17 protein-coding genes are annotated in these 18,170 nt (G+C 62.2%); 6 read left to right on the top strand and 11 right to left on the bottom strand.

The features are described from left to right. The first annotated feature begins 2 nt into the window (after positions 1-2). From DMO26_RS12180 to DMO26_RS12170, 3 genes are read left to right on the top strand one after another with little or no spacing between them, the layout of a single operon-like run. Positions 3-1,028, top strand: coding sequence for a serine hydrolase domain-containing protein (locus tag DMO26_RS12180; RefSeq protein WP_404947046.1), 1,026 nt, complete (start codon positions 3-5; stop codon positions 1,026-1,028). A gap of 13 nt (positions 1,029-1,041) precedes the next feature. Next, positions 1,042-2,157, top strand: coding sequence for an anhydro-N-acetylmuramic acid kinase (locus tag DMO26_RS12175; protein ID WP_117192350.1), 1,116 nt, complete (start codon positions 1,042-1,044; stop codon positions 2,155-2,157). A gap of 43 nt (positions 2,158-2,200) precedes the next feature. Next, positions 2,201-3,121, top strand: coding sequence for a DMT family transporter (locus DMO26_RS12170; RefSeq protein ID WP_117192349.1), 921 nt, complete (start codon positions 2,201-2,203; stop codon positions 3,119-3,121). Between the two features lie 55 nt (positions 3,122-3,176). On the opposite strand, the gene DMO26_RS12165 is transcribed toward DMO26_RS12170, so the two are convergent. From DMO26_RS12165 to DMO26_RS12115, 11 genes are all read right to left on the bottom strand, one after another. Further along, on the bottom strand, positions 3,177-3,920 hold the full coding sequence (locus DMO26_RS12165) for an ABC transporter permease (RefSeq protein WP_117192348.1): 744 nt from the start codon (positions 3,918-3,920) through the stop codon (positions 3,177-3,179). Further along, positions 3,917-4,855, bottom strand: a complete 939-nt coding sequence (locus tag DMO26_RS12160) for an ABC transporter ATP-binding protein (RefSeq protein WP_117192347.1) — start codon at positions 4,853-4,855, stop codon at positions 3,917-3,919. The genes DMO26_RS12165 and DMO26_RS12160 overlap by 4 nt, the downstream gene beginning before the upstream one ends. Then, positions 4,852-6,018 (bottom strand): ABC transporter permease, encoded by a 1,167-nt coding sequence (locus DMO26_RS12155; RefSeq protein ID WP_117192346.1) that lies wholly within the window; start codon positions 6,016-6,018, stop codon positions 4,852-4,854. The genes DMO26_RS12160 and DMO26_RS12155 overlap by 4 nt, the downstream gene beginning before the upstream one ends. A gap of 98 nt (positions 6,019-6,116) precedes the next feature. Next, positions 6,117-7,028, bottom strand: coding sequence for a glycine betaine ABC transporter substrate-binding protein OsmF (gene osmF, locus DMO26_RS12150; RefSeq protein WP_117192345.1), 912 nt, complete (start codon positions 7,026-7,028; stop codon positions 6,117-6,119). A 311-nt stretch (positions 7,029-7,339) separates the two neighbouring features. Then, the gene (locus DMO26_RS12145; RefSeq protein ID WP_117192344.1) at positions 7,340-8,308 is read right to left on the bottom strand and encodes an ABC transporter ATP-binding protein; all 969 of its coding nucleotides are present in this window, start codon (positions 8,306-8,308) and stop codon (positions 7,340-7,342) included. Positions 8,309-8,311: 3 nt separating this feature from the next. After that, positions 8,312-9,322 carry an ABC transporter ATP-binding protein gene (locus DMO26_RS12140; RefSeq protein ID WP_117192343.1) on the bottom strand — a complete coding sequence of 337 codons (1,011 nt, stop codon included), beginning with the start codon at positions 9,320-9,322 and terminating at the stop codon, positions 8,312-8,314. Between the two features lie 2 nt (positions 9,323-9,324). Next, a complete protein-coding gene (locus tag DMO26_RS12135) occupies positions 9,325-10,242 on the bottom strand; it encodes a dihydrodipicolinate synthase family protein (RefSeq protein ID WP_117192342.1) in 918 nt (305 codons plus the stop codon). Positions 10,243-10,252: 10 nt separating this feature from the next. After that, complete coding sequence (locus tag DMO26_RS12130; protein WP_117192341.1) at positions 10,253-11,128, bottom strand: ABC transporter permease; 876 nt, start codon at positions 11,126-11,128, stop codon at positions 10,253-10,255. A gap of 1 nt (position 11,129) precedes the next feature. After that, positions 11,130-12,089, bottom strand: coding sequence for an ABC transporter permease (locus tag DMO26_RS12125; RefSeq protein ID WP_117192340.1), 960 nt, complete (start codon positions 12,087-12,089; stop codon positions 11,130-11,132). 72 nt (positions 12,090-12,161) lie between these two features. Beyond that, positions 12,162-13,745, bottom strand: a complete 1,584-nt coding sequence (locus tag DMO26_RS12120) for an ABC transporter substrate-binding protein (RefSeq protein WP_117192339.1) — start codon at positions 13,743-13,745, stop codon at positions 12,162-12,164. 27 nt (positions 13,746-13,772) lie between these two features. Then, positions 13,773-14,519, bottom strand: coding sequence for a FadR/GntR family transcriptional regulator (locus DMO26_RS12115; RefSeq protein ID WP_117192338.1), 747 nt, complete (start codon positions 14,517-14,519; stop codon positions 13,773-13,775). Positions 14,520-14,705: 186 nt separating this feature from the next. Between DMO26_RS12115 and DMO26_RS12110 the strand changes: the two genes are divergently transcribed. The 3 genes from DMO26_RS12110 (at position 14,706) to DMO26_RS33665 (ending at position 17,547) form a co-directional block, all read left to right on the top strand. Next, positions 14,706-15,614 carry a dihydrodipicolinate synthase family protein gene (locus DMO26_RS12110; RefSeq protein WP_117192712.1) on the top strand — a complete coding sequence of 303 codons (909 nt, stop codon included), beginning with the start codon at positions 14,706-14,708 and terminating at the stop codon, positions 15,612-15,614. Positions 15,615-15,630: 16 nt separating this feature from the next. Continuing rightward, entirely contained in the window at positions 15,631-17,094 is a 1,464-nt protein-coding gene (locus DMO26_RS12105; RefSeq protein ID WP_162894855.1) for a sulfatase family protein, read from the top strand. 264 nt (positions 17,095-17,358) lie between these two features. Further along, positions 17,359-17,547: a hypothetical protein gene (locus tag DMO26_RS33665; protein WP_162894853.1), complete on the top strand. Its 189-nt coding sequence runs from the start codon at positions 17,359-17,361 to the stop codon at positions 17,545-17,547. The last annotated feature ends 623 nt before the right edge of the window (positions 17,548-18,170 follow it).

Raw genomic sequence — 18,170 nt, 5'->3', positions numbered from 1 at the left:
CGATGGAAGACCAGACCGCAGACGCCGAATTGACCGCCGTCTTCGACCGCACCTTCAAACCGTTGGAAGAGGCGATCACCGCTAAGCGCATCCCCGGCGGCATTCTGGGCATGGTTGATCTGAACCATGGCCGCATGACCCGCGCTATGGGCGCGGCTCAGATCGTCCCGGCCGAACGACCGATGACGCCTGATACTTGGTTCGACCTAGCCTCGCTGACCAAGGTCATCTTCACCACGACACGCATCCTCAAGTTGGTGGACGAGGGCGTTATCGATCTCGACGCGCCGATCATCACGCACCTGCCAGATTTCCGCCAGTACAATGCCGACGCCTGGGAGCGGAAAATCACCTTCCGCCAGTGCCTCGGCCACCAGACGCCCTTCCCCGGTGTTGAACCTATCTACACCTATGACCGCGACCCTGACCTGCTGCGCGCCTTCATCCTGCAGCGCGAATGGCGTGCCGGCCCGCCGGTCTACTCTGATATCAACTTCATCCTGCTCGGCTTCGTGCTGGAACGGCTTGCGAAAGTGAAGACCGTCCGAGAACTCGATCCCGGCAAAGGCTTCTCCTGGTCCGCCGATCCGCAAAACACCGCCGCGACGGAAAACTGTGCCTTCCGCCACCGCGTCATATCCGGCGAAGTGCATGATGAGAATTGCTACGCGCTTCAGGGTTCCGGCCATGCCGGCCTGTTCGGTACGGTGACCTCGGTTCTCGACTTCGCAACAGGCCTTCTCGACGGCACCGGCGCTTCCGCGAACGCCCTGAAGCTGATGCAGACGCCGCTCTCCAACCGCCGCACCCATGGCTGGGAGCATCCCTTCGCCGACTGGTGGGGCGGCAGCCAATGCAGCGGTAACACGATCGGCCATACCGGCTTCACCGGCGTCAGCCTGCTGATCGATTTCAAGAGGGGCCGCGCGGTCACCCTACTCACCAACCGCGTTCATCCGACCCGCCATTTCGACAGCGGCATCCTTGCCCTGCGGCAAGCGGTCGGCGATCTCGCCTATCAGTCTTGAGAGGAGCTGGACTATGCAGCCAATCTGGGCCGTTGGCCTGATGACCGGAACGGTTCTCGACGGCAATATCGACGTTGCGCTCCTGAAAACGGACGGCGAGACGATCGAGACGTTCGGCGCCTACACGCTCGCCCCCTATCCGCAGGAAATCCGCTCGCTGCTGGAGGAGACGCTGCAGCAGGCCCGCGTGTGGAACTTCGAAGGCGCAGATCCGGCGATCTTCGCGAAAGCCGAGGAAGCATTGACCCGCGCCCAGTCGCAGGCCGTTAGGGAACTGGTGGAGACCGCCGGCCTCGCCATGGCCGATATCGGCATCGTCGGTTTCCACGGCCAGAGCGTATTGCACCGCGCCCCGACAAAGGAGCGCATCGGTGCCACCCGTCAGCTCGGCGACGGCGCGCTGATGGCCTCGATCCTCGGCTGCAAGGTCGCCTATGATTTCCGCTCGGCGGATGTCCGCGCCGGCGGCCAGGGCGCCCCGCTTGCTGCCGCCTATCACGCGGCCCTGCTTCGTGGCCTCGATACGTCCGGCGATACCGCCGTTCTCAATCTCGGTGGCGTTGCCAACATCACCTGGTGGGACGGCAAGGACCTCGTCATCGCCTTCGATACCGGCCCCGCCAATGCGCCGCTGAACGATTTCATGAAGGCCCGCAGCCTGGGCGACATGGACCGGGGGGGCGCACTCGGCGCCTCCGGCAAGGTGGACGAGGAACGCCTCGCCAAGTTGCTCGAGCACCCCTATCTCACCGCGCCCTATCCAAAATCGCTCGACCGTTTCGATTTCACCGCCGCCATGGCGGACGGCCTTGACGATGCAACGGGTGCCGCCACGCTTTCCGCTTTCACCGCCTCTGCCGTCGGCAAGGCGCTCGACATGCTGCCGCACCGTCCGAAGCGGTTGATCGTCAGCGGCGGCGGCCGGCACAATCCGACGATCATGTCGATGCTCGAAAGCCGTGCCGGCGTCACCGCCGTTTCCGCCGACCAGTTCGGCTGGCGCGGCGATGCAGTGGAGGCCGAATGCTTCGCTTTCCTTGCGGTTCGCGTTCTGCGCGGCATGCCGATCAGCTTCCCGACAACCACCGGTGCGCCAAAACCCTTGCAAGGCGGCCGGCTCGCGGGGTAAGCCCCAGCTTTCAAATACTTGTCGCCAGGAGCACTCGAACATCATGACCAAAAGAGCAGCTTACGCGGCAGGCGGCAATGCGGTGTTGATCGGCGTCTTGCTGATGCTGCTCGGCGATTTCATGTTCTCGCTGAACGACGCCATGGGCAAATGGCTGGTCGCCAGTTTCTCGGTCGGCCAGGTTCTGGTCATCCGCTCCTTCGGCGCCTTTTTCATCCTCGGCCCGATGCTGGTCCGCCAGCCGGTTTCCGCCCTCTACAAAGTGGAAAGGCCGGCATTGCAGGTGATGCGCGTCGTCTTCGCCACCGGCGACCTGGCGCTTTTCTATGCCGCCGTCACCTACCTGCCGCTTGCCGACGTCATGACGTTTTACATGGCGGGACCGATCTATGTGGCGGCGCTGTCGCATTTCCTGCTCGGCGAGCGGATCGGCTGGCGCCGCTGGCTGGCCGTGCTGATCGGTTTCGCCGGTGTCGTGATTGCGCTGCGCCCCTCCTCCGAAATGTTGTCCTGGCCATCGATCTTCGGCCTCATCGGCAGCTTCTCCTTCGCGCTGACCTTGGTTCTGAACCGCTGGCTGCGCGCCACCTCGGATGTGACGCTGGTCACCTGGCAGACGATCGCGGGCCTCATCGCGGGTATTGTTCTAAGCATCGGCCATTGGAGCCCGTTCAATTTCGGCCAGTTGCTGGCGCTGCTGCTGCTCGGCATCGTCGCCTGCATCGCGCATCTGCTGATCACCCGCTCGCTAAAGCTTGCGCCCGCCTCGGTTCTCGCACCGCTGCAATACACGCTGCTCATCTGGGCCGTCGTGCTGGGCTGGCTGTTCTTCGGCGATCTCCCGGACGCGCAGACGCTGATCGGCGCCGGCATCATCGTCATCGCCGGCCTGTTCATCTTCCACCGCGGCAACCTGAAACAGGATGCGGAACCGGTCGTGCCGACCGATTCAAGCCACGGCTGAAATAATCTCAAGAAGGTGTCGGCGGTTTTTCGCCAGGTCTTGCTCGGCAGCAAGGTCAGGTTATGCCAAGGCGGCGCGTGAGCAGCCTTTCGATGGCCGAAAGCCCGTCATAGATCAGCACTGCCAGCACTCCGACGATCAGCCCGCCTTGCAGAATGAAGGCAAGGTTGTTCGACTGCAGCCCGGCGATGATCACTTCGCCCAGTGTTTTCGCCGCCACCGTAGAACCGATCGTCGCCGTCGCCAGGCTGATAGTGACCGAAAGCCGGATGCCGGCGACCATGACCGGCAGGGAAAGCGGCAACTCGACCTTCATGAGCCGCTGGAGGTCGGTCATCCCGGCTCCCCGCGCAGCCTCCATGACCGAGCGCGGCAGGTTGGTCAGCGCCGTCAAGGTGTTCTCGAAAATAGGCAGCAGACCGTAGAGAAACAGCGCGATCAGCGTCGGTTTCTCCCCGAACCCGACGGCCGGCACCGCCAGAGCCAGCACGGCGACCGGCGGAAATGTCTGACCGATATTCACGAGGCTGCGGGACAGCGGCAGGAACTCCGCCCCGAATGGCCGGGTGACGAGGATTGCCAGCATGATGGCGATGATCGTTGCGGCAAGCGTTGCCGCAAAGACCGTCCGTAAGTGCTGCAGCGTCAGATCGAGCAGGCTTCCCTGGTTGTAGATGGCAGGCGCGTTCTGCTGCACCAGAGGTTTGAGCAGCGGCTCGAAACTTCCCGGCGACAGCAGGAAGGCGACCAGCAGTACCAGGAGCAGGCCGCGCAGGATGACCGGCATCCAGGCTTTCATTGCGGCCTCGCCGCATGCTTCAAAAGAGCCTCAAGGGTCACGCGTCCCATCGGAACCCCCGTCGCCGAGATGACCGGCAGAGCGTTGCGGCCGCTCCATAGAAGATCCGCAAGCGCCTCCTGCTGGCTGCGGTCCTCGTGGATGGGTTCGCCATCCGCATCCCCCGGTTCGGCGGCGGCGCCGGCTTTGGCAATCGCCAGCAGCCGGAAGGGCCGTTCCGTGTCGCCGATCAGCGTCTCGACGAAAGGCGCCGCGGGGGCGCGCACGAGTTCCACCGGCGGCCCGTATTGCAGCACCCTACCCTTGTCCATGACCGCAATCTTGTCAGCCAGATGGAAGGCTTCGTTCATGTCATGCGTGACGAGCACGATGGTCGTGCCGAAATGCCTTTGGATCGCCAGCAGATCCTCTTGAGCCTTGGCGCGGATGATCGGATCGAGCGCGCCGAATGGCTCGTCCATCAGGAGCACGTTCGGTTCGGCTGCCAGCGCCCGGGCAACTCCGACACGTTGCTGCTGTCCGCCGGACAGTTCGTGCGGATAACGGGGGCCGAAAGTCTTTGCGTCGAGTTGAAAAAGCGTCAGCAGTTCCTCGACCTTGGCGTCTATGCGCGATTTCTCCCAGCCGAGCAAGCCCGGCACCGTCGCAATATTCTGCGCCACCGTGCGGTGCGGAAAGAGCCCGTGCCCTTGGATGGCATAACCGATCCGCCGCCGCAACTCGTGGCCGGGAATGGCGCGGTTATCCTCGCCGTCCAGTCGGATCATCCCCTCGGTCGGCTCGACCAGTCGGTTGATCATCCGAAGCAGCGTCGTCTTGCCGGAGCCGGAGGTACCGACCACGACTGTGACGGTACGCGGTTCGATAACCATCGAGACATTGTCCACGACGGTGTTTTCGTCATAGCGCTTGGTGATGGCGTCGATCTCGATCATGCGGCGCTTACTCCGTTTGGAACGCGGGAATTTGCTTCGATCAGCGCATCGAGCATTACGGCCGCCGCAAAGGCGAGCGCCACCGTTGGTACGGCACCCAGCAGCACGAGGTCCATTGCCGTCTGACCGATGCCCTGAAAGACGAAGACGCCGAACCCGCCGCCGCCGATCAATGCCGCGATCGTCGCCATGCCGATGTTCTGTACCAGCACGATGCGGATCGCCGTCAGGATCACCGGCAGGGCCAGCGGAAATTCGACCTGGAACAGCCGCTGCCGGTCGGTCATGCCGATGCCGCGGGCGGCGTCGTTTGCCTCGGGGGGTACGCCCGCCAACCCCACCACCGTATTGGCGACCACCGGCAGAAGCGAATAAAGGAAAAGCGCCACGAAGGCCGGAGCAGCACCAATGCCCCGGATGCCGAGCGCAGCCGCTCCGGGCACCGTCGCAGCGATCCAGGCGAGCGGCCCGATCAGAATGCCGAACAGCGCGATCGAAGGAATGGTCTGGACGAGGTTCAACGTATTGAGGACGCCGGTTCTCAGCCATGTCACCCGATGACAGAGAATGCCGAGCGGCAGGCCTGCAAGCACGGCGGCAAACAGAGAGCCGAGCGCCAGCGTCACGTGCTTGCCGGCTTCGATCCAGAACACATCGGCGCGGCCTCCATATTCCTTCATGATCGAGAGCCCGTCCCAGCTGCCGGAAATCAGCAGGAGGGCAATTCCGCCCCCGGTAATGGCGAGGAACAGGACACGCATCCACGGCGGCGGTTGAAGCCGCGTCAATGCATCGGCCGCCAGAAGCGCGAAGGCGAAGAGCAATATCCAGAAACCCGAAGCCGGCGAGACGCGAGCGTAGCTGTTTCCGGCCGGCGTCAGGAAACTTGCGGCATAGCCGATCGCGATCGTCAATGCCGCAAGCGCTGCGGCTGCGGCAGTCAGTTTCAGCCACGGCGACATGCGGAAAAGCGCGATGGCGGTTGCAACGGCGAGAAGAACCAGAAGCCCCCACCCGGCCCACGCCGGCAACGCCTCCAGGATCGTCTTCGCCTGCCCCTGCAGGATGCGGTTGGGCTTCAGCACGGCGAAGGCGGAAAAAAATACGCCGCAGGCTGCGATGAGCGCGATCACGATGCCGAGTTTGTCGAACCTGATCCTCAAGCCGCCTCCTGTGCGCCCCAAGGGACGAAAGGGGATAAAAAGCCGGGCAATCCGAGTGCCCGGCCCTATAGTGGCACGAAAATCCGACCGTGTAGGAATTATTTCAGGAAGCCGTTCTTCTTGAGGAAATCCTCAGCCACCGCCTTGGCAGGCTCGCCGCCCACCTGGACACGGCCATTCAGATCCTGCAGCGTCACGAGATCGAGCTTCTCGAAGACCGGCTTCAGCACGGCCTCGATCGTCGGGTTCTTCTTCAGAACGTCCTCACGGATGATCGGCGCCGGCTGGTAGACGGGCTGCACGCCCTTGTCGTCATCGAGGACGACGAGGCCGGACGGCGCGATGCCGCCGTCCGTACCGTACACCATGGCCGCGTTGGCGCCATTGGTCTGGTTGGCCGCCGCCGCGATCGTCGCAGCCGTATCGCCGCCCGAGAGCGTGATGAGCTGCTCCGGTTTCAGCTTGAAGCCATAGGTGGTCTGGAAGGCCGGCAGCGCGGCCGCCGAATTGACGAATTCGGAAGAGGCCGCAAGCACGATCTTGCCGCCGCCCGCGACATACTTGCCGAGATCGCTCAGCGTCTTCAGCTTGGCGGCATCGGCAACGTCCTTGCGGACCGCGATCGCCCAGGTGTTGTTGGCGGAAGACGGCGTCAGCCAGACGATCTTGTTGGCATCGTAGTCGAGCTTCTTGACTGTTTCGTAGGCTTTTTTCGGATCCTTCCAGGCCGGGTCGTCACCTTTTTCGAAGAAGAAGGCGCCGTTGCCGGTATATTCCGGATAGATGTCGATCTCGCCGGCCGTGATCGCCTTGCGCACGACGGGCGTAGCGCCCAGCTGAATGCGATCCGTGGCCTGAATATTGTTCGCCTTCAGCATGGCGAGGATGATATTGCCGATGACGCCGCCTTCCGTATCGATCTTCGAGGAGACGACGACCTGCGCCTGGGCCATCGTGGCGGAAACGCCGAGCGCCAGAGCAATTCCCAAGAGCTGTTTTTTCAAGGACATGACAGAAACTTCCTGCGGATCGCGGGTGAGGCCCGCGCGGGTTGGACAGAAACAAGATAGGCCGCAGCTCTATTTAGAGCGGCTCGTGAAATGTGCGAGTTCCCGTGCGTCGGTAAAGCGAATATTTTCTGATTAAGTGGGCTTGCGTAGCAATTGGTTGGTGGACTCGGAGGACATGCCGAGAGGCTGGCGTGCCAGTGAATTTAGCCGGGCAAGCTCATCTATGTCGGCGAGGAGGCAGCCCGCCGAAGCTGATCGAAGCCCACAAGGGAGACGCTCTCCATGGTGGAGAGCCTTTCTGTTGTGTCGGATCAATCGAGATCGTCGCGAATGCATGCCTTGAAATGCCCTTTTGCCCCTTCCCGAAGCGCCGGCACGGCGCCCGCACAGGCCTCGATCGCGACTGGGCAGCGCGTACGGAAAACACAGCCGCTGGGAGGGTTCGCCGGGCTCGGGATATCCCCCTTGAGGATCTGCCGGGCGGTGTGCCGGGAGGGATCTGGCGACGGAACGGCCGAAAGCAGGGCGCGCGTATAAGGGTGTTGGGGGCTGGCATAGAGCTCGCGGCTCGGCGCCATTTCCATGATGCGCCCGAGATAGAGCACGATCACCGTATCGGCGACATATTCGACCACCGCAAGATCATGCGCGATGAACAGCATGGTCAGGCCGAGCCGCATCTGCAGGTCGCGCAGCAGGTTGACGATCTGGGCCTGGATCGAGACGTCGAGAGCCGATACCGGCTCGTCGGCGACGATCAGCTCGGGCGCCAGCGTCAGAGCTCGCGCGATGCCGATGCGCTGGCGCTGGCCGCCGGAAAATTCGTGCGGATAGCGGGAAATCGCATCGGGCGGGAGGTCCACCGACGCGAGCGCCTGGGCGGCCTTCGCGACCCGCTCGGATTTGCTGCCGATCCGCTGGATATCCAGCCCTTCCACGAGGATTTCGCCGATCGTCATGCGTGGCGACAGGCTGGCGAAGGGGTCCTGGAAAATGTATTGAACGCGCGCATGCATGCGGCGGAGCTCGCGACGCGTCAGGCTCGTCGTCTCGACGCCGTCAAAACGGATGCTGCCGGAGGTGGGTTCGATCAGCTGCGCCACCATGCGGCCGATGGTGGTCTTGCCGCTGCCGGATTCGCCGACAAGACCGACGACCTCACCGCGCCTGATGTTGAACGAGACGTTCTGGACGGCGCGCACAACCGGTCCGCGCCCGAACGCCACCGGAGCGAAGTCCTTTCCGAGCTCGCTGACCTCAAGAAAAAATTTGTGTGACATGGGTCAGATCTCCTGCCAGCGGATGCAACGGCTGAACTGGTCCTCGCCAGCGTCGGCAAGCGGCGGATAGGCTTGCTCGCAAGCCTCTAGCCGATGGGGACATCGGGGTGCGAACGGACAGCCCTGCGGCAGGTTCATGAGGCTCGGGACCGACCCCGCGATGGTCGGCAACGGCGTTCCCGCCTCCTTGAGAAGCGTCGCCGTTCCGAGCCGCGGCACCGAACGCATCAGCCCCTGGGTGTAAGGATGGCGCGGGCGGGAGAAAACCCGCGCCACGCTGCCGATCTCGACCACCGAGCCGGCATACATGACGACGACGCGATCGGCGATCTCGGCGACGACGCCGAGATTATGGGTGACGAACAACATGCCCATGCCGCGCTCCTTCTGCAGCCGTCCGAGCAGATCGAGGATCTGCGCCTGAATGGTGACGTCGAGGGCCGTCGTCGGCTCGTCGGCGATGAGAAGGGTCGGGTTGCAGGCCAGAGCCATGGCGATGGTCGCCCGCTGCCGCATGCCGCCGGACAATTCATGCGGATACTGCCCGGCGCGCCGGCTAGGATCGGGAATGCCGACGTCCTCCAGTCGCTCGATGGCATCCGACAGGGCTTCCCGATGGGATTTGCCGAGATGGATACGGATCGGTTCGGCAATCTGTTCGCCGATGGTGTAGACCGGATTGAGGCTGGTCAGCGGCTCCTGAAACACCATGCCGATATCATTGCCGCGTACGCGGCGCAGCGCCTCGCCGCCGATGTTCTGCAGTTCGACAGTCTCTCCCGATTTTCGCCTGAGACGAAGCGTCCCCGCGGCGATGCGGCCGATACCGCGCGGCAGGAGGCCCATGATCGACAGACTGGTCACCGATTTTCCCGAGCCGGACTCGCCGACCAGCGCCACGGTTTCTCCCGTCGCCACGCTGAGACTGAGGTCGCGGACGGCAGCGATCTCCCGATCGCCGATGCGGAACACCGTCGTCAATCCGGAAATGTCGAGGATCGGCTCTGCGCTCATCGTCAATCCAGAAGGCCGGTTTGACGCAGGATGCCATCGATGACCGCCGCCTCTTCGTCATTGAGGGATCGCTGCGGGCGGGCCATGATATTGGTGTCGATCACGCCGAGCCTGCGCATGGCGGTCTTGAAGGCGCCTACTCCGGCAGAACCCGCGCTGGTCCGCGGAAGGCTCACCCAGACCATCTCGAAAAGCCGGCAAAGCCGCTCCTGCTCTCGGCGAGCGGCGGCGAAATCGCCCGCCTGGCAGAAATCCCAGAGGCGCACATAGCCATGCGGATCGACGTTGCCGAGGCCGGGCACGATGCCGTGGGCGCCCATGTTGACGACGCTGTCGGCAACGATCTCGGATCCGGTCATGACGAAAAAATCCGGCAGATCGGCAGTATCGGCCATGACATAACGAAGATTGCCGTCGTCGCCGCTTGAATCCTTGACGCCGATGATCGTGCCCTCGCGGGCGAGCGTGACGGTGGTGCGGCGTTCGAGCTTGATGTGGACGCAGACAGGGATATCGTAGGCGATGACAGGGATGTCGACGGCCTCCCGGATGTAACGAAAGTGGTCGATCGTCTCGGATTGATTTGTGCGTGCGTAAAACGGTGCGGTCACAACGATGGCGTCGGCGCCTGCCGATTGCGCCGCCTTTGCATGGGCAATCACGCGTTCCGTCGTCGGATCGATCACACCGACAAGGATCGGGACGCGGCCACGAACCTGCTTCACCGCATGTTCGATGATGCGGCGCCGCGTGGCTTCGTCGTGGAACACGACCTCGCTGGTCGAGCCAAGCACGAATAGGCCGTGCACTCCGCCATCCAGCAGGTGGTCGATGACGCGCGTGAAGGAAGGGTAGTCCACCTCGAAGGCAGTGGTGAGCGGGGTGACGACGGGTGGGATGACGCCGGTAAACAGGGGCATGTGCGACCTTTCACTTGAGTTCGGAGCGTGGGTCGAAGGCATCGCGAAGCCCGTCGCCCACGAAGTTGATGGCGAGAACGGTCACGACGAGCGCTCCGCCGGGAAACATCCATTGCCAGGGATAGTTTTCGAGCACATGCGTCGCCCGGGCAGCATTCAGCATGTTGCCCCAGCTCGCTTCCGGAGGCGTGACACCGAGGCCGAGAAATGAGAGGCCCGCCTCCAGCAGGATGCCGCTCGCCACCTGCAGCGTGGCGTAGACGACGAGGATATCGATCGTATTGGGCAGGCCGTGCCGGATCAGCAGATGCCAGAGGCCCGCGCCCATGCCGCGGGAAGCGACGACGAAATCGCGCTCGCGCAGTTCCAGTAGCCTGGCCCTCACCATGCGCGAGAGAACCGGCCAGGACAGCAGCGAAATCACGAAGATCGTCGGCATTATGCCGCTGCCGACGATCGAGGCGAGCACGAGGAGGAAAATGACCGGCGGCAAGGTCATGGCCAGATCCACGAAGCGCATCGTGACGCCATCGACGAGACGCCCGGCAAAACCGGCGATGGCTCCGATGAAGAAGCCGATGAACGTGGAGATCGCCATCGATACGGTCGCCACCAGAAGCGAAGTCCGTCCGCCCTGCAGCAGCCGCGCCATGATATCCCGTCCCACGCCATCACTGCCGAGCCAGTGTGTCGGTGACGGCCCCCGGTTCATCGCCAGGAGATCGATGTCGTTGGGCCTATAAGGCCACCAGAGATCGTAAGTGAGCGTAAGCAGCAGGATCGGAACCAGGATGGCCAGACCGGCCACGGCCGCGCCGTTTTCGAAAAAGCGGGATAGTGCGCGGCGGATGGGACCGGCCGAGCGGTTATGCGCCAGAGCCGCCATCTCACGCCACCTTGATTCGCGGATCGACAGCGGCGTAGGCGATGTCGGTCAACAGATTGACGAGGATGACACAGGCGCCGGTCAGCAGCGTCGCGCACATGATGACGGGATAATCGCGCCGGGCCACGGCATTGATCATCAGAAGGCCCATGCCGGGCCAGTCGAACACGCTTTCGATGAAGATCGCGCCGCCGATGGCGATGCCGATCGTCGATCCGATCAGCGTGATTACCGGCAGAAGCGCGTTGCGTACCGCATGTTTGACGATGACCCAGAATTCGCGGACGCCCTTGGCGCGCGCCGTGCGCACATAGTCCTGCGACAGCACTTCGAGCAGGGAGGAACGCATATAGCGCATGATCAGCGCGCCATGGCCTATCGACAGCAGCGTGGCTGGCAGGATGAGGTGCGCCAGCAGGTCGCCGATGGAAAAGGGAGCGCCCGGCGTCAGCATGCCGCCGGCCGGCACCCACCGCAGGATGACCGCGAAGACATAGAGACCCAGCAGGGCCGTCAGAAAGGCAGGGCTCGAAATCCCGACAAAAGCAGCCGTCGAAAGCGAAAGGTCGGCGAACCGGTTGCGCCGGACCGCCGCAAAAATGCCGGTCGCAATCCCAATGACGACCGAGATGGCGAGCGCGCTGAACATCAGCAGGATGGTCGGCCCGATGCGGCTGAGGACGAGCGGCAGGACAGCTTCGCCGTTATATTGGATGGAATAGCCGAAATCGCCCGTCAAAGCCGCACCGAGCCAAGCGAAATATTGTACCGGCAGAGGCTGATCAAGGCCGAGGCGCGTGCGGAGCATCTCCAGGTCGGCGGCCGACATCGGCACCGACGGATTGACATAGGCATCGATCGGATCGCCGGGCGTGAGCCGCAGCAGCGTGAAGATCAGAACCGTTAAAGCCAGCAGCATCAACAGGCCGACAGCGGTACGGCGAAGAATGTAGTGCAGCATGTTTCACCAACAGGGTTCGCGGAAGACGCGGCCGGAACTGATCGTCCGGCCGCATCCCGGCTCACCCGTGCCTCAGGGAGCGATATCCCACTTCTCCGGATGGGAAACGAACGGGCCGCCGGCCGGAGCCGGTGTCCAGAAGAAGTCCCTGAGCTTGCCGGAGACGACCCCATAACGGCTCGCAACCCACATCGGTCCCCAGGGAAGCTGGGCATTCATTTCCTTGCAGACCTGCTGCCACTTGGCATCCGCCTTGGCCGGATCGGTTTCCCCCATTGCCGTATTCAGTGCCTGCGTGAGCGCAGGCATTTCGACACGCATGATATTGTTGCCCGCCGGCGGTATCTGAGCGGCATTCAATCCAATGTTGAGCGATGCCGGGTTGGGCCCGTTCTGCAGTCCCGCATAGACCAGCGGGAAATCCGGCCACTTTTCGCTCCGCGCGATCCCGTTATAGGTCGGGACGTCGAGCGCGCGCGGAACCACGTTGATGCCGACCTGCACCAGCATGGCCTGGATCGCGGCCATGACATTGGCGACCTGCGGCGTGTTGTAGTAGGTCAGCCACGGAATCGGCTTGTCGCCATTGATCTTGTCCCAGCCCGCCTCGGCCAGCAGGTCTTTCGCTTTCTGCGGATTATAGGCGTAATCGCTCAGCCCCTTCGGGAGGAGCTGCGGGGCGACATAACCGCAATTGGCGAGCTTGGCCGCACCCCCATATAGGCTCGACACGATGGCGTTTCGGTCGATGGCATACATGACCGCCTGACGGACGCGCGGATCGTTCCAAATCCCGGCCCTGTGGTTGAAGCCTATGTAATTCACCACATAGGAGTCGCCTTCGATGATCCGGAAATTGCCGTTGCCTTTGAAGGTCTTGGCATCGTCGGGCTCGGCGAAGGTGAACTGGATTTCTCCAGCCCTCAGCGCGGCGACAGCTGCGGCAGCATTTGCGAAATAGCGGTTGATCAGGCGATCCGCTTTCGGCTTGCCGCCCCGATAACCCTCATAGGCGGCCATCTCGACATATTGATCGCTGACATATTTCACGAACTTGAACGGTCCCGTCCCGATCGGCTGCGTCGACCACCATTGGCTCTTGGCGACTTCCTTGAGGGGCACGGGCGACAGCGCGTGCCGGGGCAGCATCATCACCTGCGACAGGACGGAGAGGAATGCCGAGTTCGGCTTGCTGAGCTTGACGACCGCCGTGCGTTCATCCAGCGTCTCGACCGATGCGATATCGCCAAGCCGCGCGGCAAAGATGCTGCCGCTCTCGGCATTCTTGGCGAGTTCCAGGGTGAATTTGACGTCCGCCGAGGTGAAGGGCTTGCCGTCGTGCCAATTCGTCTGGACCAACTTGAATGTGTAGGTCAGATTGTCCTGGCCGACAGTGAACTCGGAAGCCAGCGCACCGGTAAGCTTCGACAGGTCGGACGTGTAGATGACCAGTGGCTCGAAGTAGGTATTGAGCCATGTGAAGCCGGCCGTGGCCGTCAGTGGATTGAAATTACCCTGAAAACCGCCGGGGCCTACATCGAAGCCGCCGACAATGGTCTTGCCCGCCTGCGCCATGGCCGGCACCGGCATCATTGCGGTGGCAGCAAGAAACAGGGTACCCGCCGCCAGAAGGCGGCCGAAATTCCGTCGATGCATGTTCTCCTCCTCTTTGTGTTTCTTGGTCTATTGCGAGAGCGGCTCGACCTCCTCCGGCCGGTTCTTCGCAATGACCCTCCCGATTCCCGAATAGTGGTCGCTCAGACGCCTGCGGGCGGCCTCGACATCTCTCGCCGCAACGGCCTCGGCGATCTCATGGTGATCGCGCCAGGTGGCCAAGGGGGTCGGGCTGGCCAGGTTCGCGAAGCCGGAAGCCTTGTAAAAGGCAGACCAGAAGATATCGATCAGCGCGCTCAGCATCTTGTTGTTTTGACAGCGAAACAGAAGCTGATGAAACTGCTGGTCCTCCTCGGCAAAGCTTTCGCCCCGTTCGGCGCGCTGACGCATGCGGTCCGTGAGCCGCCGCAACTCGGCCACATCCTCATCATCGATCATCGCAATGGTCTTCTCGATGAGACCGGCTTCCAGCACCCGGCGTATTTCCAGGAGTTCCTCCACATCGCGCAATGACGCCTGCAGCCCATAAGCCAGATTGTCCAGGAGCGGCGCAAACGAGAATTCCTTGACGAAAACGCCGATGCCGCGCCGCGTTTCGAGAATGCCGACCGATTCCAGCGCCTTGATCGCTTCGCGTACCGAATTGCGCCCGACTCCCAACTGCTGGGCCAGGAATGTTTCCGGCGGCAGGGCCGCACCAGCCGTCAAGTCGTTGTCTTCGATATAGCTGCGCAAGCTCTCCTGCACGCTGACATGCAGGAGCGGCGGACGCTCCAACGGCTTGATCGGCTTGGCCAAGAATGACTCCTTGCGCATTTCTGCTTCCAATTGATTTGGATATATCGACTTGTAGGATATCTAGCAAGTCTATAAATGAAGAATTGGATCTGAGCGGAAAAACCGCCTGTCGCCGGCAGTGCCGCGCAGGGCCTAGATGCACACAAAGGGAGGCAGTTATTGGCAACTACAAAGTTCGAAAGGCGGGATGGCCGCTGGGGGCATATCCGGGGAAATTGGGCAACGTTGTTGCTGCCGATCAATGATGACGATTCGATCGATTTTTCCCGGCTCGCCGATGAGATAGATCGACTGATCGCCGCAGGGGTGGATGGCATCTATTCCAACGGCACGGCCGGCGAGTTCCACAATCAGACGGAGGCGGAATTCGACGCAATCCAGCAACTGCTTGCAGATCGCTGCAGAGCCGCGCAAATGCCTTTCGTGATCGGCGCCTGCCAGCCCGATCCCCGCATATCCCTGGAACGGGGGCGCCGGGCGGCAGGGCTGGGGCCGGAGGCGATCCAGGTGATCCTCCCGGACTGGTGGCCGGTGACGATCCCAGAAGCAACGGATTTCCTGACGATGGCCGCAGAGGCAGCCGGTCCCGTGCCGCTGGTTCTTTACCATCCGCCGCATGCCAAGCGCGTCTTTGCGCCGGCCGAACTGGCGGTCCTCCTCAAATCCGTCCCTCAGGTTGTCGGCGTGAAGCTCGCAGATGGAGATTCCGTTTGGTACGAGCAGGCCCGCCAGCACCTCGGACCTTGGGGAATCTATGTCCCTGGGCATCATCTTGCGACGGGCGTCGAACAGGGCGTCGCGGTCGGGGCGTTCTCGAACGTTGCCTGTCTCAGCCCGTCCGGGGCACAGCGATGGACTGCATCCATGGCCGACAGCCTCAACCAGGCGCTCGGCATAGAGCAACGGCTGCGAATCTTTCTGGATGACCACGTAGCGCCCTTCGCCAAGACACAAAGCTACTCCAATGCAGCGCTGGACAAGCTGCTGGCTGCGATCGGGGGATGGGCGGACATCGGCACCCGCCTGCGTCGACCGTATCGCTGGATCGACCCCGCGGTCGTTCCGGAGCTCCGTGAGAAAGCCAAAGCCGCCCTTCCCGAAATCATGCCGTGATCGTGGAGCAGGCATCGTGAAACGACCCAACATCCTGATGATCATGACGGACCAGCAGCGCCGGGATACGCTCGGCGTCTACGGCTGCGACTGGATCCCAACCCCCAATCTCGACCGGTTGGGCAAAGCCGGAACAGTGTTCGAACACTGCACGGCCGACAATCCGATCTGCACTCCTTCACGCGCCAGCATCTTCACCGGCAAGCCCGTGCCGGGCCATGCGGTGAAACGGGTGCATGACAACCTCCCTCCGGACGAAACGTTGTTCCCCGAACGGCTGCGGCAGGAAGCCGGCTACCGGACCGCGCTTTTCGGCAAGCTGCATGTCAGCAGCCGCGTCCGGGAAGAACAAGAGCGGCATCCGCATGACGGTTTCGACATCTACGAATGGTGCCTGGAGCCATCGGTTTCGATGCACAGCCCCTTCAACGGTTATGCGGCCTGGCTTCGTCAGACTGCTCCGGACTTCCTCGCCGCCCTTCGGAGTAACGGCCGAAAGGAGCTTCATCATCCCGAAGCCGTGCATATGAGCAAATGGGCGGCGGACCGGACAATCGACTTCATCCGGGCGATGAAGGCGGAAAAGCAGCCTTTCTTCTGCCTGATGAGCCTCTTCGATCCCCACGACCCTTATGAGGACTACCCCCTGACGTTGCGGGATCGCATCGAACAGGTAAAAATACCAGAGCCGATCGTCTCGCGCACACCCCAGCCCGAATGCGTCCGGCGCGAGCAGCAGGGTTCTTATCTCGGACGCTTCGCTGATTTCTCGCCTGAGGAAATCCGCAAGATCCGTTTTGGTTATGCCGCCTCCATCGCCTTCCTCGATGAGCAAATCGGCCGCGTCCTGACGGCATTGGACGATGCGGGACTGACCGAGGATACGCTGGTGATCTTCATATCCGATCACGGCGACCAGCTTGGAGACCACGGGCTCTTCGTCAAAGGCGTGGCGCTCTATGAGCCGACGGTCGGGGTGCCGCTGCTGTTGCGCTGGCCCGGCCACATCGCCGCGGGCACAAGATGCACCGCCCTTGCACAAGGCCGCGACGTGGCGGCCACATGCCTTTCGGCGGCGGGGCTCCATACCCACTCATGCCCCCAGAGCGAAGATCTTGTCACCATGGCATCGCAAAACGCAGCAAGGCGCAGCAGCGCGATCTGCACCTACCGCAATTCCGGCGTCAACGACGGTGGCATCTTCTGGGACCCGGCGATGCAGGCGACCATGACGCGCACCCAATGCTATAAGCTTACGCTCTACACCAGCGACCGCTTGAGCCAGAGGGAGCTGTTCGATCTTCAGGCCGACCCCCAGGAAATCATGAATCTCGCAGGCGATCCCGCCTACGCGGCAACCGAGTCCAAGCTGCTGAACGAGATCGCTTCATTCCTGCAGAATGAAGCAGCGACAGCCACGCCGCGGGCCACATCGTCGATCCCCAACGCCGCCCAGCAGCTGCAGAACAGAATTAAATAGAGCACCCGCCGGCCCTCTTCGGCTACATCGCCACACTCCGAAACAGCGATCCGGACCAGAGCGCCGAACAAACACATTGGCCAGCCGTATTGACTCGGCTTTGATGGAATAGGCATCTAGGAAATGCCGGGATTGAGAGCGGCACAGATCTGATCGGACGTCCGGGCCGATACTGACTAATCGAGAAAGAGGCTCGACTGCTGCAGCCCGGCCTTTCCCCTTGCCCGCTTCTCATCGCTTGATGGGCGTCGGGACGTTGAGATCGTGGTGCACCAAACAGTCGGCCGCAAATTTGGTGAGAGCCGTAAGACATCCATTGCCGAGCAACGCCAGAAGCTCACGACGGCCTATCAAATTCTGGAAATAAGGATGAGGACGATGATGCCAACGGGAATCAAAGCCGTCGGCGCCGGTCAAAGCGGCCGTATCGCATCGGCATCCGGCACATCGTGAGAGGCTTGGCAGCAATCTGTTGGTATGAGCCGTGTAATAAAGACTTTTGCGACCAAGACGCTCGCGTCGAGCGGCATTTGCTGGGAGGGCGTAATCTGATCCTTGCGGTCGATATGGATTTCAAAAGAAATAGCCCCATCAGAACAAACCCAACCACATAAAGCATTTCGGCTTGGGTGCGACCTGGACGCTGCTTACGTTTGAGCCCGAATCCAAGCCCGTAGTTATCATTCGATGGAGTTCCGACTATTATGCCAACCGCTCCAAGCATGCGGTCTTGACCAATTGTTGCAGGACCTTGATCCGCTCCACCAACCAGGCGAGTTCTTCCTCCTTGATCTCGAATTTTGGCGAATATCGCGCTTCGACGTAGGCGCGCTCGAGCCTCTCGAAAGAACGGCGCGCGAACCGGGTGTTTCGTGGCCAGGCCTCTATCAAGCGGGGTTCAATCTCTTCGGCCCGACGACGCAGGTCCTTGAGACGATGTGATTTTGGGTGAACCGCCCCGACTTTACCGGAGGCCGTTTGGTTTAAGTTATGCGGCCATGGCTGGCACGTCCATCATGGCGTAGTATCGTTCTTCCGCCTCGGCTGGCGGGATATTCCCGATGGGTTCAAGAAGG

It is taken from the genome of Rhizobium terrae (assembly GCF_003425685.1).
Lineage (GTDB): Bacteria > Pseudomonadota > Alphaproteobacteria > Rhizobiales > Rhizobiaceae > Neorhizobium > Neorhizobium terrae.
This window is presented reverse-complemented; position numbering and strand designations above follow the sequence as displayed.